This is a genomic window from Vampirovibrio chlorellavorus (assembly GCF_003149375.1).
Classification (GTDB): domain Bacteria; phylum Cyanobacteriota; class Vampirovibrionia; order Vampirovibrionales; family Vampirovibrionaceae; genus Vampirovibrio; species Vampirovibrio chlorellavorus_B.
The window spans coordinates 232,376-247,687 of record NZ_QFWH01000001.1 but is presented as its reverse complement, the minus strand read 5'-3'; the positions used below and the strand labels follow the sequence as shown (position 1 = coordinate 247,687).

The 15,312-nt window shown below is 52.7% G+C and carries 18 protein-coding genes; 12 read left to right on the top strand and 6 right to left on the bottom strand.

Going from position 1 to position 15,312, the window contains the following annotated elements:
- Positions 1 to 4: 4 nt before the first annotated feature.
- From recF to DF283_RS01320, 3 genes are all read left to right on the top strand, one after another.
- Positions 5 to 1,222 carry a DNA replication/repair protein RecF gene (recF, locus tag DF283_RS01330; RefSeq protein WP_303672797.1) on the top strand — a complete coding sequence of 406 codons (1,218 nt, stop codon included), beginning with the start codon at positions 5 to 7 and terminating at the stop codon, positions 1,220 to 1,222.
- Entirely contained in the window at positions 1,219 to 1,593 is a 375-nt protein-coding gene (locus DF283_RS01325) for a DciA family protein (protein WP_303672796.1), read from the top strand. The genes recF and DF283_RS01325 overlap by 4 nt, the downstream gene beginning before the upstream one ends.
- A gap of 248 nt (positions 1,594 to 1,841) precedes the next feature.
- A complete protein-coding gene (locus DF283_RS01320; RefSeq protein ID WP_303672794.1) occupies positions 1,842 to 3,155 on the top strand; it encodes a S41 family peptidase in 1,314 nt (437 codons plus the stop codon).
- Positions 3,156 to 3,175: 20 nt separating this feature from the next.
- Here the strand turns inward: DF283_RS01320 and DF283_RS01315 are convergent, their stop codons facing one another.
- Together DF283_RS01315 and DF283_RS01310 are read right to left on the bottom strand one after the other, a co-directional pair.
- On the bottom strand, positions 3,176 to 3,925 hold the full coding sequence (locus tag DF283_RS01315; RefSeq protein ID WP_303672793.1) for a M48 metallopeptidase family protein: 750 nt from the start codon (positions 3,923 to 3,925) through the stop codon (positions 3,176 to 3,178).
- A 42-nt stretch (positions 3,926 to 3,967) separates the two neighbouring features.
- Positions 3,968 to 4,966, bottom strand: coding sequence for a bifunctional riboflavin kinase/FAD synthetase (locus tag DF283_RS01310; RefSeq protein WP_303672791.1), 999 nt, complete (start codon positions 4,964 to 4,966; stop codon positions 3,968 to 3,970).
- A gap of 170 nt (positions 4,967 to 5,136) precedes the next feature.
- Here DF283_RS01310 and DF283_RS01305 point away from each other — a divergent pair, with 170 nt between their 5' ends.
- Entirely contained in the window at positions 5,137 to 6,081 is a 945-nt protein-coding gene (locus tag DF283_RS01305; RefSeq protein WP_303672789.1) for a DNA methyltransferase, read from the top strand.
- Between the two features lie 190 nt (positions 6,082 to 6,271).
- Here the strand turns inward: DF283_RS01305 and DF283_RS01300 are convergent, their stop codons facing one another.
- Complete coding sequence (locus DF283_RS01300; protein ID WP_303672787.1) at positions 6,272 to 6,499, bottom strand: hypothetical protein; 228 nt, start codon at positions 6,497 to 6,499, stop codon at positions 6,272 to 6,274.
- A 230-nt stretch (positions 6,500 to 6,729) separates the two neighbouring features.
- Between DF283_RS01300 and DF283_RS01295 the strand changes: the two genes are divergently transcribed.
- Positions 6,730 to 7,662, top strand: coding sequence for a hypothetical protein (locus DF283_RS01295; RefSeq protein ID WP_303672786.1), 933 nt, complete (start codon positions 6,730 to 6,732; stop codon positions 7,660 to 7,662).
- A 35-nt stretch (positions 7,663 to 7,697) separates the two neighbouring features.
- Here DF283_RS01295 and DF283_RS01290 read toward each other — a convergent pair whose 3' ends face one another.
- Positions 7,698 to 9,056, bottom strand: coding sequence for a DUF1015 domain-containing protein (locus DF283_RS01290; RefSeq protein WP_303672785.1), 1,359 nt, complete (start codon positions 9,054 to 9,056; stop codon positions 7,698 to 7,700).
- A gap of 97 nt (positions 9,057 to 9,153) precedes the next feature.
- Here DF283_RS01290 and DF283_RS01285 point away from each other — a divergent pair, with 97 nt between their 5' ends.
- The 5 genes from DF283_RS01285 (at position 9,154) to DF283_RS01265 (ending at position 11,968) form a co-directional block, all read left to right on the top strand.
- Positions 9,154 to 9,660 (top strand): 23S rRNA (pseudouridine(1915)-N(3))-methyltransferase RlmH, encoded by a 507-nt coding sequence (locus DF283_RS01285; RefSeq protein WP_303672784.1) that lies wholly within the window; start codon positions 9,154 to 9,156, stop codon positions 9,658 to 9,660.
- 120 nt (positions 9,661 to 9,780) lie between these two features.
- Positions 9,781 to 10,212, top strand: a complete 432-nt coding sequence (locus DF283_RS01280) for a YwiB family protein (protein ID WP_303672782.1) — start codon at positions 9,781 to 9,783, stop codon at positions 10,210 to 10,212.
- A gap of 172 nt (positions 10,213 to 10,384) precedes the next feature.
- Complete coding sequence (locus DF283_RS01275) at positions 10,385 to 10,771, top strand: rhodanese-like domain-containing protein (protein ID WP_303672781.1); 387 nt, start codon at positions 10,385 to 10,387, stop codon at positions 10,769 to 10,771.
- 65 nt (positions 10,772 to 10,836) lie between these two features.
- Entirely contained in the window at positions 10,837 to 11,529 is a 693-nt protein-coding gene (locus DF283_RS01270) for a class I SAM-dependent methyltransferase (protein WP_303672780.1), read from the top strand.
- Between the two features lie 88 nt (positions 11,530 to 11,617).
- Positions 11,618 to 11,968, top strand: a complete 351-nt coding sequence (locus tag DF283_RS01265; protein WP_303672779.1) for an arsenate reductase family protein — start codon at positions 11,618 to 11,620, stop codon at positions 11,966 to 11,968.
- A gap of 1 nt (position 11,969) precedes the next feature.
- Here DF283_RS01265 and DF283_RS01260 read toward each other — a convergent pair whose 3' ends face one another.
- Both DF283_RS01260 and DF283_RS01255 read right to left on the bottom strand, forming a co-directional pair.
- The gene (locus tag DF283_RS01260; protein WP_303672777.1) at positions 11,970 to 12,467 is read right to left on the bottom strand and encodes a hypothetical protein; all 498 of its coding nucleotides are present in this window, start codon (positions 12,465 to 12,467) and stop codon (positions 11,970 to 11,972) included.
- 151 nt (positions 12,468 to 12,618) lie between these two features.
- Positions 12,619 to 12,846 (bottom strand): hypothetical protein, encoded by a 228-nt coding sequence (locus DF283_RS01255; protein ID WP_303672776.1) that lies wholly within the window; start codon positions 12,844 to 12,846, stop codon positions 12,619 to 12,621.
- Between the two features lie 457 nt (positions 12,847 to 13,303).
- Between DF283_RS01255 and DF283_RS01250 the strand changes: the two genes are divergently transcribed.
- Both DF283_RS01250 and queC read left to right on the top strand, forming a co-directional pair.
- Entirely contained in the window at positions 13,304 to 14,257 is a 954-nt protein-coding gene (locus DF283_RS01250) for a HEAT repeat domain-containing protein (protein WP_303672775.1), read from the top strand.
- A gap of 123 nt (positions 14,258 to 14,380) precedes the next feature.
- The gene (gene queC / locus DF283_RS01245) at positions 14,381 to 15,118 is read left to right on the top strand and encodes a 7-cyano-7-deazaguanine synthase QueC (RefSeq protein WP_303672774.1); all 738 of its coding nucleotides are present in this window, start codon (positions 14,381 to 14,383) and stop codon (positions 15,116 to 15,118) included.
- Positions 15,119 to 15,312 lie beyond the last annotated feature (194 nt).

The window sequence follows — 15,312 nt, the reverse complement described above, 5'->3', positions numbered from 1 at the left end:
AGTCATGCGTGTTCAAACCCTGCATCTGGTCAATTTTCGGAATTATTCGGAACTCAGCGTGACCTTCTCCCCCCGAAAAAATATTTTTCTGGGGAATAACGGGCAAGGGAAAACCAACCTGCTGGAAGCCCTGTACTTCCTGAGCAACGCCCGTTCCCACCGTACCAGCACCGATCGGGAACTGATACGCACCGGGCAATCGTTTGCCACCCTTCAGGCTCAACTGGCCAATCATCATTACGAAGGCCGATTGCAGGCCGAAGTGCAAATCAAGCTGGATGACGAGCGGCTGAAAACCACCTTTAAAATCAACGCCAGTCCCCTGCGCAGTCGATCGGAAATGCTCGGACATTTGCCCAGTGTGTTCTTTTTCTTGCCGGATTTGCTGTTATTGCGGGGAACACCGGAAGATCGCCGCCGCTGGCTGGATGCGGCCATTGTGCAGTACGATAAACGGCATCTGATCTATCTGGCGGAGTACCAGAAGGTGCGCCAGCAGAAGAATCGACTCCTCAAAAGCCCGCCGGAGCAAATTTCCAGAGAGCATCTCAGCGCCTGGAATGTCCAATTGGCCGCCACGGCTGCCAAAGTCATTGCGTCCCGGCAGCAGTATCTGGTCATGATTGAGGACTTGGTTGCCCTGGCCTATCTGGAACTGAGCGATGCCCGGGAAGCGTTGACCTTGCGCTATCAAAGCGCCGTGCTAGGGGAGGAAGCCTTGAAACAAGCCGTTCCTGCAGGCTTGCCGGATGTTTCCGTCATTGAGGCCGGTTTGGCCCAGTTGCTGGCCCTGCGCATGCCGGAAGAGCTGCGGCGAGGGACTTGTCTGGTGGGGCCGCATCGGGATGATATTGACTTTTATCTGGATGGCCTGCCCGCCGATGCCTATGGTAGTCAGGGGCAGCAACGCAGCATTGTGTTGGCCTTGAAACTGACCGAATTGAAATGCCTGACCGCCAAGTTGCAGGACCCCCCCGTGTTGTTGCTGGACGATGTGATGGCCGAGCTGGACCCGGATCGGCAACGCTTGCTGGTGGAGCATATTCACCCGGACAGCCAGGTCTTTATTACCACCACCCACCCTACCTCTTCCTGGCAGACTTTGCTGGAACGGGAAACGGGGAGTCATTCGGACGCGGACGCTGAGTTGGCCGCGTTTACCGTCATTCAGGGCACGGTGTCCCTGCGGCGTACATCCACGCAAATGGAGGTTTCCCCATGAACGAGCCACCCCGCTCCACCTATCGCAAAAAGCCCACGCGGGTGGGCTCATTGGCCGCTTTCTCCGAGGTGTTGCCCCAGATTTGCCAAAATCTGGAGCTGGATAAAAAGGTGAATGAAATGGCCTTGCTGGCCTTGTGGCCGCAGCAGGTCAGCCAGTTGGCCGGGGCCACCCTGGGTCAGAATACCCGGGCCGTGCGCTTGCGGAAGCAAGGCTATCAAACGGTTCTGTTTGTCAAAGTGGCCAATGCGGCCTTGGCCTCGGAACTGACCTTTCATATTCCGGTCTTGCTGAATGCCCTGAACGGCTATAAAGCCCAAACGGGCTTAACCGTGGATCGCATTCAGGTATCGGTGGGTAGTTTGAAGTAATTTTAGAATCACGGACAGGGGAGGGAACCAATCGATGTCCGCCCACGTCTTTTCCCAACAGTTTGCATGACTGTTTGAGTCAATAGGATCGAGCCCGCGGGCTTGGGATTTTGAGTCTGCCAGTCCCGGGCCTCCCGAGGCATTCCCGCAAGAGGCTCGGCAAAGCTCCCGGAAATTGTTTATAATAAGTGTTACGTGGCTTTAATTGGGCGTGTTGTCACAAGCCCAGCAACCTGGATGGAACGTCAATGAAGAGAAACAAGCTATTTGGTGCCCTGCTTATTCCGCTGGCCATGGTTACCACCATCCAGTCCGGTTTTGCTTACACGCCCCAGTCCCTTTACGATGAGGTCTGGAAACTGATTAACGCCCGGTTTGTGAATGAGGATAAAAACGGGCAGGATTGGCGCATTTGGCGTCATCGCTTTGATAGCCAGATTAAGGACGAGGCCGATGCCAACGTGGCCATTGAAACCATGCTGGCCAGCCTGAACGATCGCTACACCCGCTTTCTGGACAAGGATGAATTCGCCGAGGAAGGCCGCTCCATTAAGGCCACCCTGTTTGGCATTGGTATTCAAATCGGTCTGCGCGATGACAAACTGGTGGTCATTGCGCCCATCGATGAAACTCCTGCCGATAAAGCCGGTCTGAAGGCCAATGACGAGATTCTGGAAATTGACGGTAAAAATACCAAGGGTATTTCGGTGAAAGACGCCGCCGATTTGATTCGAGGGGAAAAGGGCACCAAGGTGCGCTTGCTGATTAAGCGGGATGATAAAGCCGCCAAGTACTACGACATCATGCGGGATGAAATCAAGCTGAAATCGGTGTCGCTGGACAATCCCTTCAGTGTCAGCATTCCCCATAACATCGGCTACATCAAGCTCTCCACTTTCCTGAGCAGCAACGCCGCCCAGGAAGTGCAAAACGCAATGAAAGACCAAGGGGACAAGAGCGGCTATATTCTGGATTTACGTTCCAATCCGGGTGGACTGCTATCCAATGCCATTCGTATTGCCGACTTTTTCCTGGAAGAGGGCTCTATCGTCAGCACTGTGGATCGGGACGGGTACAAGGAAGTGCGCTACTCCAGCCCTTCTGTTCTGACCAATAAGCCCTTGGTAGTCCTGATTAACGGCGGCAGCGCCAGTGCCAGCGAAATTTTGAGCGGGGCCTTGAAAGACAACAAACGGGCCGTGCTGATTGGCGAGCGCAGCTTCGGGAAAGGGTTGGTTCAGGAGATCAACCAGTTGCCGGGCGGCTCCGGGGTGAACATCACCACCCAACGGTATCTCACCCCCAACGATACCGATATCAACAAAAAGGGCATTGAACCTGATATTGCGGTGGAATTAACCGAAGAGGATGCCAAGGCCAAGAAAGATCCGCAATTGCAAAAAGCAATTGGCGTGGTTGAGGAAATGGTCAAAGGTAAAACGGTGAAAGACATTATTAACCAGCAAATTCTGGCCAAGGCTCAGGCCAAATCGCCAGTGACTGCAGGGGATAGCAAGAAGGAAAGCACCGCTTTGCCCAAAGTGCAGCCGTCTGCCCAGTGATCGATCCCGCTTTCGGTGGCCTAGCCTTTAAAGCCTTCGCCCCAGAGTAATAACTGTTTGACAAAGCCGGGTAACAACCCGGTTTTGTCTTTTGGGGTCTTGTTTTTTTGAGGCGCTTTCACCGGGGCAGGCTGGGGCGTTGGAGGGCGTGTGGGAGTTAAAGCGGGCCGCTTGGGCGAGCTGGCGTAACTGGCCTTTCCCGCAGGCGCTTCGGGCATTGTGCCGGAAGCGTCCTCCTGGATGACCGCCTGATGGTGAAAGGCTTTCATAATGCGGGATTGCGTCCGGTAATCCGGCATATGCTTTGCCACCAAGGCCCAAAAACGGGGCCCATGCCCGGATTCAAAGTAATGGGCCAGCTCATGAACAATGAGATAGCGCAAGGCCTCTTTGGGGGCCTGATTCAGGCAATACCGGGACACGGTCATGGTTTTGGTCTTTAAATTGACCTGGGCCAAATGGTTGTACTTGGCCGTACCGATTTGTACTTTCCCCAACGGCACCTGAAAGGTCTCGGCGTTAATGGCCTGCACAAAGGCGGTCAGGGCCTCATTGTCCGCAAGGGTGACGGTTTCCTGCTGAGTTGCTTTATCCAATAAGGCCCGCTCCTTGGCGTCCTTTTTTTGCAGCCGTTCCACCAACTCCTGAGTGACGCTGTGCTTGAGGTGCCGGGGCCAGTGACGAGGCAACTTTACGTGAATGGTGCCTCCATCCCGAATGCAGGCAGAGGCCCTGCGTAGTTTTTTGGATTCTTCAATGAGTACTTGCATACGAAAACATCGTTTCTGACTTAGAAGAGGGTGAGAGATGCTTTATTGGAGCTGTTGAGGGGTCGGTTTGGCGCAGGAAGAATCAACGGCGGCCAAATGATCGGTCCAGTGTTGCCGGGCCTGTTGGCAATCGGCCTGAATGTGGGCAATCAGGGCCTGAATATTCGGGAATTTTTGCTCATCTCTCAGCTTGTGGGTAAAGCGCATGGTCAGGGTGTGGCCGTAGAAGTCTGCTTGGGTGTAGTCCAGTAAATGCACTTCCACCCGCTTGCCCACCGGATCGTCAAAGGTCGGACAAACGCCAATATTGCAAACCGCAGGGTAAGTCACCCCATTCAAGGTGGCGTATCCGGCGTAAGTGCCACTCCCGGGGATGAGTCGATGGGCTTCAATGCTTAAATTGGCCGTGGGGAAACCCAGTTTTCGTCCGCGTTGCAGGCCGCCTTCTACCGTACCGCTGATGTGGTAATGCTGTCCCAACAGGGTATTGGCCAGTTCCACATCGCCATAGGCTAGCAATTTGCGAATCAGGGTGCTGCTGACAATTTGTCCGCCCCCTTCCGGCAGGGTGGTTTCGGTGCGTACCGGATCAATCACCTGCACGGAAAAGCCGTGGCTTTGACCAAACCGCTTCAGCAGGTCGCTATCCCCGGCCCGGTTCTTGCCAAACCGATGGTCATAGCCCACCGTCACGCTTTTGACTCCCAAATGCCGCATTAAAATGAGCTCGATGAAGGCGTCTGCGCTTAAATTTTTCAGCCAGTCGTCAAAATCCAGAATCAGGGCGTGATCAAAGCCCATGGCCTCAAAGCGGGCCAGCCGTTCTTGCAGGGTAGAGAGCAACTGGGTGGGGGTTTTGCTGATTAAAAATTGGGGATGATTGGCAAAACTGACCACCACGCTGGGCACCTTAAACAGGCGGGCTTCTCTTAAAGCGTTTTCCAGCACCATGACATGTCCCACATGCACCCCGTCAAACATGCCCAGGGCACAAGCCGACTGGGGCAGGGAAATATCATCGATGGAGCGGTGGACTTGCATACAGCCAAAGCCAAGTTTGGGATCTGATTGTATTGTAGATCGCTTTGCTTGCAACGCAAAGCCAGAGGCCAGTGTTTGCATGCGGCCTTTTAACTCAACTTTCCAGAGCGCTGTGAATTACCTCTGTTTAAAGGACGTGGTTCACGGGTCGGTGCCTATAGGATGAGAGCATGAGCAAAGCGCGTCCTCCAAAAAAGCCAACCGGCTCCAAAAAACGGGTCTCCCAAGCGGCGGCGGCCCAGTCCATTTCCATGGAGCCCGTGGGGGTGGAGCCCCCGGCCAAGGTCTTGCCCTACAGTGACATTGATGTCAACCGCTGGCGGGAGTATGAAGACGTGGAAACCGGCAGCCTGTGGATGATCAACGGGCGGGAGCGCCAGAATGGTCACCAGCTGGATTATCATGGCAATTGCGTGCCCCAAATCCTCACCCAGTTGCTCACCCGCTACACCAAGCAGGGGGATGTGATTCTGGATTTGTTTTTAGGCTCTGGCACCTCAGCCATTGAGGCGGTTAATTTGGGCCGCAAGGCGGTTGGGGTGGAGTTAAAGGCTGATATGGCCAACTATGTGCGCCAAAAGCTGGAAGAACAGGGCAAAAGCGAGCAGGTTCAGATTATTAATGGGGATAGTGCCAATCAAAGCTGGACGGGTAAGGCCATTCAACGCAGCCTGAAGCACTTTGAGCAGGAGCAGGCCCAGTTTCTGTTTCTGCACCCGCCTTATGCCGATATTATCCGCTTTTCCGACTCGGAGCAGGATTTATCCAACGCCGACAGCACGGAGGCTTTTCTGGACATGTTCGAGCAGGTCTGCGAGCTGGGTTACGACATGCTGGCGCCGGGGCGTTTTGCGGGTTTGGTGATTGGCGACAAGTACGCCGCTGGAGAACTCATCCCCTTGGGCTTTCTGTGCATGGAGCGCATGAACCGGGTGGGTTTTAAAACCAAGAGCATCATTGTCAAAAACATCAGCGGCAACGAGAAAGCCAAGGGCCGTATGAGTAACCTGTGGCGCTATCGGGCCCTGGTGGGTGGCTTTTACATCTTCAAGCACGAGTACGTCTTCCTCATGCAGAAACCCAAGCAGGCTTCCGGCCGGGGAAAACGCTCATAAATCGACTTTTATAAATCCACTTTCATAAATCAACTTGGGTCAGGCTGCCTGCATAACAGGTTTTCTAAAACTGCGTGCAGCACAGACAAACCACGGAACAGCTTCCGGGAATGCTTCCAGGCTCAGGACTTTAACTCGCTGTACTCAAACAGTTAGAAAACGTGTTGCGCTGGCAATCTTACCTTGGTGTTTAGGGCTTTTTGTCTTTCTTGACGTAGCTGTAGTCAAAGAAGGAAATGGGCTTGCTCACTTCAATGGGGCGGAAGCCTTCCCGTTTGGCTTCGTTGCTCATGGTCACCAGTACGGCCACGGCGCAAAGGCTGACAAATACCAGAATGATACCCACGTAGGTCAGTCGGGCGTAAAGTTGCGAACGGCGGTGTTTTTCAATATCTGAAAGAGATTTTTGGGAAGTCATCGGGGGGCGCTCCGTAAAAGTTTTTTTGAGGTTGGCTACTTCCATCTTAGAAAAGACGGTTGCCCGGATGCAAGTCTCAATATTCAGCCCGTTCCCATTTTTGTATTGTTTGTGCTTAAATTGCCTACAAAAAATTGTTCAAACCGATTGGGTGTGATTAAGTAATTTGGGTTTCATTTCTTTTTGGTTCAAGTGTTACATGGTTATTTTTGAGTGGGGAGGATTTGCCAATGGTTTTGGCTGTTTCTTTTAAAAATTCCGGGATGGGGCCATCGATTGCCGAGACGGATTCGTTAAGCCCAAAAAGACAAGCCCGATCCGGCTTTCTGGGAGGACGAAAGCATCAGGGGGTTGTGCCTTCCGGGGGCAAACGGCTGGTTATTACCAATGGTTTGCTTAATCCCAATCCTCAGGCGGTGCGCAACCCCATTCCCCGGCAGTCCATTCAGGCCCTGCAGGCCACGTTTCATCCCTATTTAAAGCTGACGGAAGACCCCAACGAGGCCTTGCGATCTCTGGTATTACTGGGAACCCGGCTGCTTCGGCAGGCGGAAGGCCTGAGAAGGGAGGGTAACGTGTCCAACGCCAGGCTCATTGCGCATTCCAATTACCCGGCATGGGAGAAACAGTCTTCCGGGTGGGCAGACCTCGATCTGTTGCCTGCCATACAAAACAGGGCGAAAGATAAGAACTGTTTGCAGCGCAGCACTGCCACGGTGGGTGCGCTCCTCTTTTTTTCACTACTTTATCAGCAGCCGGAAATATTGGCCGAAGGGTTGAGTTATTTTGCCCGGGAAGGAATCCGGGAAGGCGTCAAGGACGCTCAGGGGCAGTGGGTTAACCAGTCGGAAAACCTGAAATTCGATCTCAGGAGTTTGTTTGCCAAGGTGCAAAACAAGGCCCTGCCCGCAGATACTCTTATCTTTTCAAAAGCGGACCGTGAATTAATGGCCACAGTCGCCGCAGGGCAGGGCTTTGACATTCAAACGGACGCAGGGCTTCAGGCCTATACCCGATGGATAGTTCAGCTGCTGCAAAAAACCGCTGAGGTCATTGAAACCGTGGGGCAGCCTTATCAGCTGTCGATGATGGGGTATGGCAGGGATGCCCACGGTTTACTCAAAAAAACCGGGTATCAGGACGTGTTTCAACGTCGGGAGTAGGCTGCTTCCGCCCGTGTCACCTGCTAACTTCCGTTTCACACAGTGGTCAGCTTATGGGCCGCTGGCAGGTTTTGAATGGATTGAATCCCACTTAAGGCGTGCCGCTGGCTGTTGAGAAAGGTTCGGTAGGGGTAAATCACCAATCCACTCAGGATTTTTGGGTAGAAGTAGGTGGACTTTTGGGGCATGCGATGGCCGCTTTCGCAAATTTGATGCACCAGTTTGACCGAGGGGGCCGCCAGGAAAAAGCCGCCCACCGTTTTACCGTCACGCCACAGGGCTTCAATCTCATCCTCGTTGCGGTAAAAGCCCAGCAAATGCCCTTGTTTCAACGCTTCCCCGGTGCTGTTGAAAATGCCTTTAAACACGGTCTCTTCCAGCAAGGCCGCATCAAAGGTATCCAGCAGCGGTGGCAGGGCTGGGGTAGCCTCGGGCTTTAGGCGCAGTTTGATTAACGCGTTGGTGCCGGGTTGCCGGTAGCTGAAGGTTTCATCCGCGCTGACCCGCTCGTATTTCTGGAACAATTCGGCTTCAAAGCGGGTCTGATCCCAGCCTTGAGGCCATTGGTACAAAATGCGGTGGGTGGGATACACCTTTAAGCCCGCATCGTCCATATTGGTCAGGAAAATCATGGCGTAATCAGACAACAGGCTTCCCTCCGGCGGCTCTTGTCCGGTGGCTTGCTTTACTTGCTCCCGCACCTCTTGCTGGTAGGCCAGGGCGGTTTCGTAGCGGTGGTGGCCATCGGCAATCAGCAGGGTTTTTTCTTTGAATAAAGCCTGTAGCTTTTCAATGACTGCCGCATCGGTGACCGGCCTGAACTGGTGGATGACCCCATCGGCGTCCGTGGCGCTGGCCCAGTCTTGTGGGTTGGATTGACTGTAGAGCAGGCTTTCCATGGTGCGCTGGGGATCGCTGTAAATCATAAAGACCTGGCTCAAATTGCACAGGGTACTACGCATCAGCTGGATACGATCCTGCTTGGGGCCTTTTAGAGTGTATTCATGGGGTAGTACTTTGCCGCTTTCAAAGGTTTCCAGCTTAAGCAGGGCGATCAGGCCTTTGCGCTCAATGGTTTGTCCCGCTTCCTGCCAACTTTGAGAGTAGGCGTAGATGGCTGGCTGTCCTTCCGGGATGAGAGTTTCTTCCGCCTCCCATTGCTGAATACATTGAGCGGCCCGGGTGTAGGGGGTATTCTGCTCCGAATCTTCGGCGGTTTTCTGGTTGAGATCCACCCGCACGAAGTTGGCCGGGTGCTTGGCGTAAAAAGCGGCCTGTTGGGCGTCATTGATCACGTCATAGGGCGGGGTAGCCACGCTATTCAGCGAGGCCCCTTCCTGGGCCAGTTTGGGCAGGTTGTAACGCAAACCACGAAAGGGGAGAATATCCACCATGATCAATCCGGCTCCTTGTTGGATGTTTAAACGGTAAATACAGCATAACCGGCTTGACAACCGGTTTCAAATGAAAGCAGCGCAGAGCGTTTTTAATATGAACATTCAAATGATTGTGGTGGGCCGCATGAAAGGCGGATTCTCCTACCTTCAGCCCGGCCTGGTTGACTATTTAAAGCGGCTGAAGGCCTACGCCAACGTGTCCGTTGTAGAAGTGCCGGATGAGGCCATATTGCCCTCCCGCACCGAGGAGCAGGTCATGTTGGGGGAAGCCCGTCGCATCCTGCCCTATTTGGAGAAAGCGGCGTACGCTATTGCCCTGTCTGAACGGGGGGAATCGTTGACGTCGGAGCAGTTTTCTACAGCTTTTTTTGAGCGCTTGGGGGCAAATCCTTCAAACGGAGGTATTCCCGGCAACGACACCCGGCCTATTATATTCATTGTGGGAGGGCCACTGGGCTTGCATCCATCGGTTTTACAGGCCTGTCACTGGACAGTGTCACTGTCCAAAATGACCTTTCCCCACCCCATGGTTAGACTGATCTTGCTGGAGCAATTGTACCGGGCCTTTAAAATCCGGCGAGGCGAACCTTATCACAAGTAAATAGGCGCAAGTCAAAAAGAGACGTAAAGATTTGAAGAGAAGCGCTCAAGTCTTCGGCCTTTTGGTCGATAGGGTTGTGGCGGGTAACCGTTGACGTGGAAAAAGTCAGGTGAGTGTGCGATGAGTGACGTGAAAAAAATCAAGAAAATGGTGATGGTGGACATCTGCCACACCCAGTCCGTGAACGGGTATGATCCGCTGGAAATCGAGGAAGAAGCGCTGGGTTCGCTGTATCAGGTGGATAAAGATACCTACATACTGGCTTTTGACACCATGTTGCGGGAAAAAAAGGTCACCACCACCATTAAGGTCTCTAAAAATACCGTTTCGGTGGTCAAAATCGGGGATGTGCATAGCCGCCAGACCTTTTCGGCCAATGAATGGTACGCCAGCCAGTATTTTTACGGGGGCGCTTCTCTGGTTTGCCGCAATTTCACAAAGAAACTGGACTATGCCCTGACTCCCGAAGGCGGCATCATCGAGATTCTCTATGAACTGTGGAGCGGAGACACCCACCTGGGATATTTCAACCTGGAACTCTTTATCCGCTAGAGCCTGTTTTGTATTTCTAAGCCAGCCACTGAGCCGATTGGTTTAGTGGCTGTTGCTTTACAGGGTGTTTTTAGTTGGAAATTAGCCGGTTTACTTATGGGAGTCCGCCGTCCTTCGCTGTAAAATAGAGTCAATAGACGTATAAATAATCAATGGCAAGGAGGGAAAGCTCATGACCCAAACCCAGTCCGCTAAAACCTGGCATGATTTTGTGGCCGATGCCAAGACCCGCATTCGGGAAGTGACGCAGAACGAGTTGCGTCAGTGGATTGCCCAAGGCAAGGACATGATACTGGTGGATGTACGGGAAGCTAATGATCATGCCCATTCCCGTATTGAAAACTCCACCAACGTCCCCCGGGGGGTCTTGGAGCTGGAAATTGAAGATACCGCTCCCGATAAGAATCGCACCATCGTGACCTACTGTGGGGGTGGTGGCCGTTCGGCCCTTGCTGCCGATGTATTGCAGCAAATGGGCTACCGCGATGTATACTCTCTGCAAGGAGGCTACAAGCAATGGAAAGAAAAACCCTACCCCACGCTGGAATATGACCGTTAGTTTGTGACTAACGGTTTTCCCGCTCTCATTCCCCGCTCAATCCCCAGGTTTCAATGATGACCCCCATGAATCCAGCCGCGCTGTTATTTGATGAATGGGCCGCTGCGGGCCGTGATGAATCCATGGCCCGTGGGCACTGGCCTATGGTCTCCCAGATTTTGGGCCGGATGCAGTTGGCGCCGGGCCAAACGTGTCTGGATGTGGGGTGTGGTAATGGCTATGCCGTGCGGGAAATGGCTCGTCGGGTGGCTCCCCAGGGTCGGGCGTTCGGGGTGGATGTGGCCCCCCGTATGATTGAGCAGGCCTGCCAGAATCCACAGAACCCGGTGAATAGCCAGTTTCAGGTCTCTCAGGCGGAGTGCCTGCCTTTTGCCGATGAATCCATGGATTGTCTGTTATCGGTCGAGGCGCTGTATTATATGCCCGATCCCCGGATGGCTCTGGATGAGTTTTACCGGGTGGCCCGGCCCGGGGCCACGGTTTGGCTGATGGTGGATTTCTATCAGGAGAATCCTTATTCCCATTGTTGGGCCGATTTGGTGGAAATTCCCATGCACCTGTATGCCCAGCAAGAGTATATGGCCCTGCTGAGGCAGGCGGGGTTTCAGTCGGTGCAGGCCGATCGGTTGTTGAACCCCACTCCCCTGACCCCAGAGGAGCAAGCCAACTTTAAGCCGGGTTGGGGCTACGAGCGTTGGCAGGATGTGGTGGATTTTCGCACCCAGATTGGCTCTTTGCTGGTGTGGGGCCAGAAATAAGATTTGATTTCGCCGGGTTGGCTATATTTGATAAACGACAAGGCTGCCTTGCCTTATCATGAACAGAAAGTTAGAAGGGGATGGACGGATGAGACTGCGCTTTTACGGTAAAAAAACGTGCGTAACCTGCCAAAAGGCCAAGGCCTTTCTGGAGGAGCATCAGATTGCGTTTGAGGAACTGCCTATTGAAACCCATCCACCCAGCAAGGTGGAACTGGAGAGGCTGGTGAACGAGACGGACGTGAAGGCCAGTTTGAACAGTCGCAGCGCCATTTATAAAGCCCAAAATCTGGGGAAAAATGTGCCGGACAAGCAAGCGGCCATTGCCCTGATGTTGCAGGATCCGAATTTAATCAAGCGCCCGGTGCTAATCAACGAGCAAGGGCAGATGATGCAAGGCTTTGAGCTTGATCAACTCAAAGCGTTTTTAAAGAGCTAGCCTAGTTGGAAACGGCAGCGGCTTTACTCTCGCTGAATGATTTGAGGTAGGCCAGGCTGCTGATAATCAGGGCAAAACCGATCCCCAGGTTAATCGGCCCCCGCACAATGTTTTGCACCTGGAAAACATTGAGGGCCACGCTGATAGAGACCATCAGGGCGATCATAATCCAGCTGCGCAGGCTGTAAACGTTAATGGGTCTTTGTGGTTGGTTAAACTGGTTCAGTCGCTCAATATTTTTCAGGGACGTTTTTGCAAGGACAAACTTGCCTTTGCCAAAGCCAATGGCCAGGGCCACGGCCACCAAACCAGCCAGTAAAGGGATGTTGTGGATGGCGGGGGACTCTGCCAGAAAACTGGTGCCACGGCTGAACAGAATGATGCCACCGACCAACCACAAGGTGAAGGCCAGTTTTTTCAGGCTGGGAACGCCCAGACGAATTGGCAACAGCAGTAAAATGGCCACGATAAAGGGCATAATGGGCAAGTTGTTGGACATGGGGAAAACCTCGGTTGGCTAGGGGTGAATTTTCATATCTTGCCCCAGATCCCAATTTGCCGCAAGCGGCTCTCCCGGAAAACACATAAAAAAGCCGATCGCTTGAACGGATCGGCCTTTTTATTTTCACTGTTCCCCGGGTTTTCGTTTTTCAGGAGAATTTGCTGACCATGCTGGCGCTGGGTTCGCCAATACTTTCCAGTAATTGCTCCACGGCCAGGTTCATTTTGCAGCCGTAAGGCCGACTGGAAAAGAAGTTTTGATAGTAACACCCGTCGCAATTGGCTTTGCGACTGTAGCATTCCACCGCTGAGGCACTCCAGCGCTTGAAGGTGCCTACAACGATGCTATCGGTCTCAAATGGATCAATTGTACTCACGCTAACTCCTCTACCCTATCCCACAAAACTGATCTGTTTTCCACGTTTTGAAATTATAAACAATCGAGCAAGATTTTGTTTACAAAAATTAATCTCGAACGGACTCCAACAGGGTTTGGAAGAGGCTTGGAATGGATGATTTCGACTGGTTTACAATTCTTCAAGGATTCTCTGTGCGTATGCAAATCTGATTAGCTTCTTGAAATTTTAATATGTTTTTGCATAGGCAGGTTTTTTTGAGGAGGGTTTTTCTTGTTTTTTAAATTTTGAAACAATCGGCTTCATGCCTGCTGTTGTTTTTGTTAGAATGGCCACGTTTTACAAGGTGTACTTGCCATGAACCGCTGTCAATCTGGCGTCGCGCCGCTGGGAGAGAAAATGTTTGTAGAGGGCTGCGCGTTTGTCTGCTGAAAAAATGGTACATTGGTCTCAGAAGACACGTTTAATCCGGAGCCAAATGGACGCTATTCCCCAAAAAATCTATGAGCTAATGGGGATGATTGAGGCCAGAGACAGTCACGGGGTCGAACACCGTTTGCGGGCCATTTCATCGCTGGGTGATTTGTTGTTGAAGGAGCCCATGGAGGCGGGGGTATTATGCTTGCTGGAATGTGTGCGGCAAGAGACCGAGGTGCGCATTATCATTCAGGCCATGAGCGTCCTGAGTCGCATTAAGGCGGAAGATGCCGTGCCGGTACTCATTGATGCGCTGCTGGCCACGCACATACAGATTTATGACCAGACGGGCTCTCCGAGCTTTGTCGGGGGCGACGATAGCATGCGTTTGCGGTGTAGCGCCGCCCAGGCATTGGGAAAAATTGGTGATAACCGGGCCATTATTCCCCTGATGAGCGTATTAAACAACCGGGATGAGAATTATAGATTGCGTTTGGCTGTGGCTGAAAGTTTGGGGCGTCTGGGCGATGATTATGCCGTAAAGCCCCTGATTGATATCTTAGCGGATGATCGGGAAAAGTCGGTGTATCTCAAGGAATCCGCGGTGAAGGCGTTGGGTATGCTAGGCGATATTCGGGCCATTGAGCCATTGATCGATGTGCTGGAATCCAAGCGGGGGATTCGGGATAAGTTCAATTTCCTGAAGGAGCAGATTATTGAGGCAGTGGGCCGGATTGGTCAACCCCATCGCAAGGCATCTTCTAGTTTGCTGAGCGCATTGAAGGATGAAGCGCCCTCTATTCGTCTTGCTGCTGTGGAGGCTTTGGGCCAAATTGGGGATGAAGACTGTATTGAACCGCTTAAGCAGTGTGTTTTGGATGAGAATGACGAAGTGGCCAAGGCTGCCGTATACGCTTTGTATAAGCTGGCTGGAGAATCATTTATTCGGGAATTGCTGAGTCAGGAGAATTTACCGCGCTTTTTGCGGGAAGAGATGGAAGGGTATATTCCCTGAAGAAAGGCGCCAAGGCGGCTGTTTTTCGGCGTTCGGGGGCGTCTGATTGATTTCTGGCATGTGTGGCTGGATGGAGTGTGTTATGTTGCAAGCACGATTTCCATACCCAGCGAGGTTTCCTGTATGCCTGCATCTTCTTCATTCTCTGCCTCTAGCGCTTCGTCTCCTGCCAATCGTGCGGTGGTTCTGCTGTCCGGTGGCCTGGATTCCACCGTGGCGTTGGCCGATGTTTTAATCCGGCAGCCGGTGGCCTGTGTTTTAACCTTTGATTACGGCCAACGGGCCGCCGCCCGGGAACTAAAAGCAACTAGGGCCATTGCCCGGCATTATGGGCTGACCCATCATATTGTCCCCTTGCCCTGGTTGTCGGATTTGCTGCCCCAAGCCCTGACTCCGAAACAGGTTTTGGAGGATAAGGGAATATCGTTGGCTCAGCCTCTCACGGATGCCGAGTTGTTTGATGTGAACCGGGTGTGGGTGCCCAATCGCAACGGCTTGTTTTTGAATATCGCTGCCTGCTATGCGGAAGCGTTCAATGCGGATTCGGTTGTTTTTGGGGCCAATGCCGAGGAGGGCGTTGATTTCCCGGACAATACGGAGGCCTTTCGCCAGAAGATGAGCGAGGTATTCGCTTTTTCCACCCTGAATGGGGTGCAGGTGCAAACCCCTTTGGTTCACCTGAATAAAACGGAAATTATGGAACGGGGATTGGCCCTGAATGTTCCGTTTGAATGGGTGTGGAGTTGCTACGAGGATGCTGAAATCCAGTGCGGACAGTGTCCCTCTTGTATTCGGGTACAAAATGCCCAGCGTCAACTGCAAGCCCAGACCGGCAAAGCGGCGGGTTTGGCTTTTCAATAAAACCCGCGCTTTTGTTACGCTAAATTGACGGCGTTGGATCGCCAAGCGATTCACTGCGCCATAAACCATAAAAATCACCCTCTGCCGTGTTGTTTGTCATTCCCACGAAAGTGGGAATCCACTGAGCGGAGAAAAGCAGATCCAGCAGTCAAAAGAGAGAAGTAAATCAATCCAACGTGAAAGGCAGCGTGGAT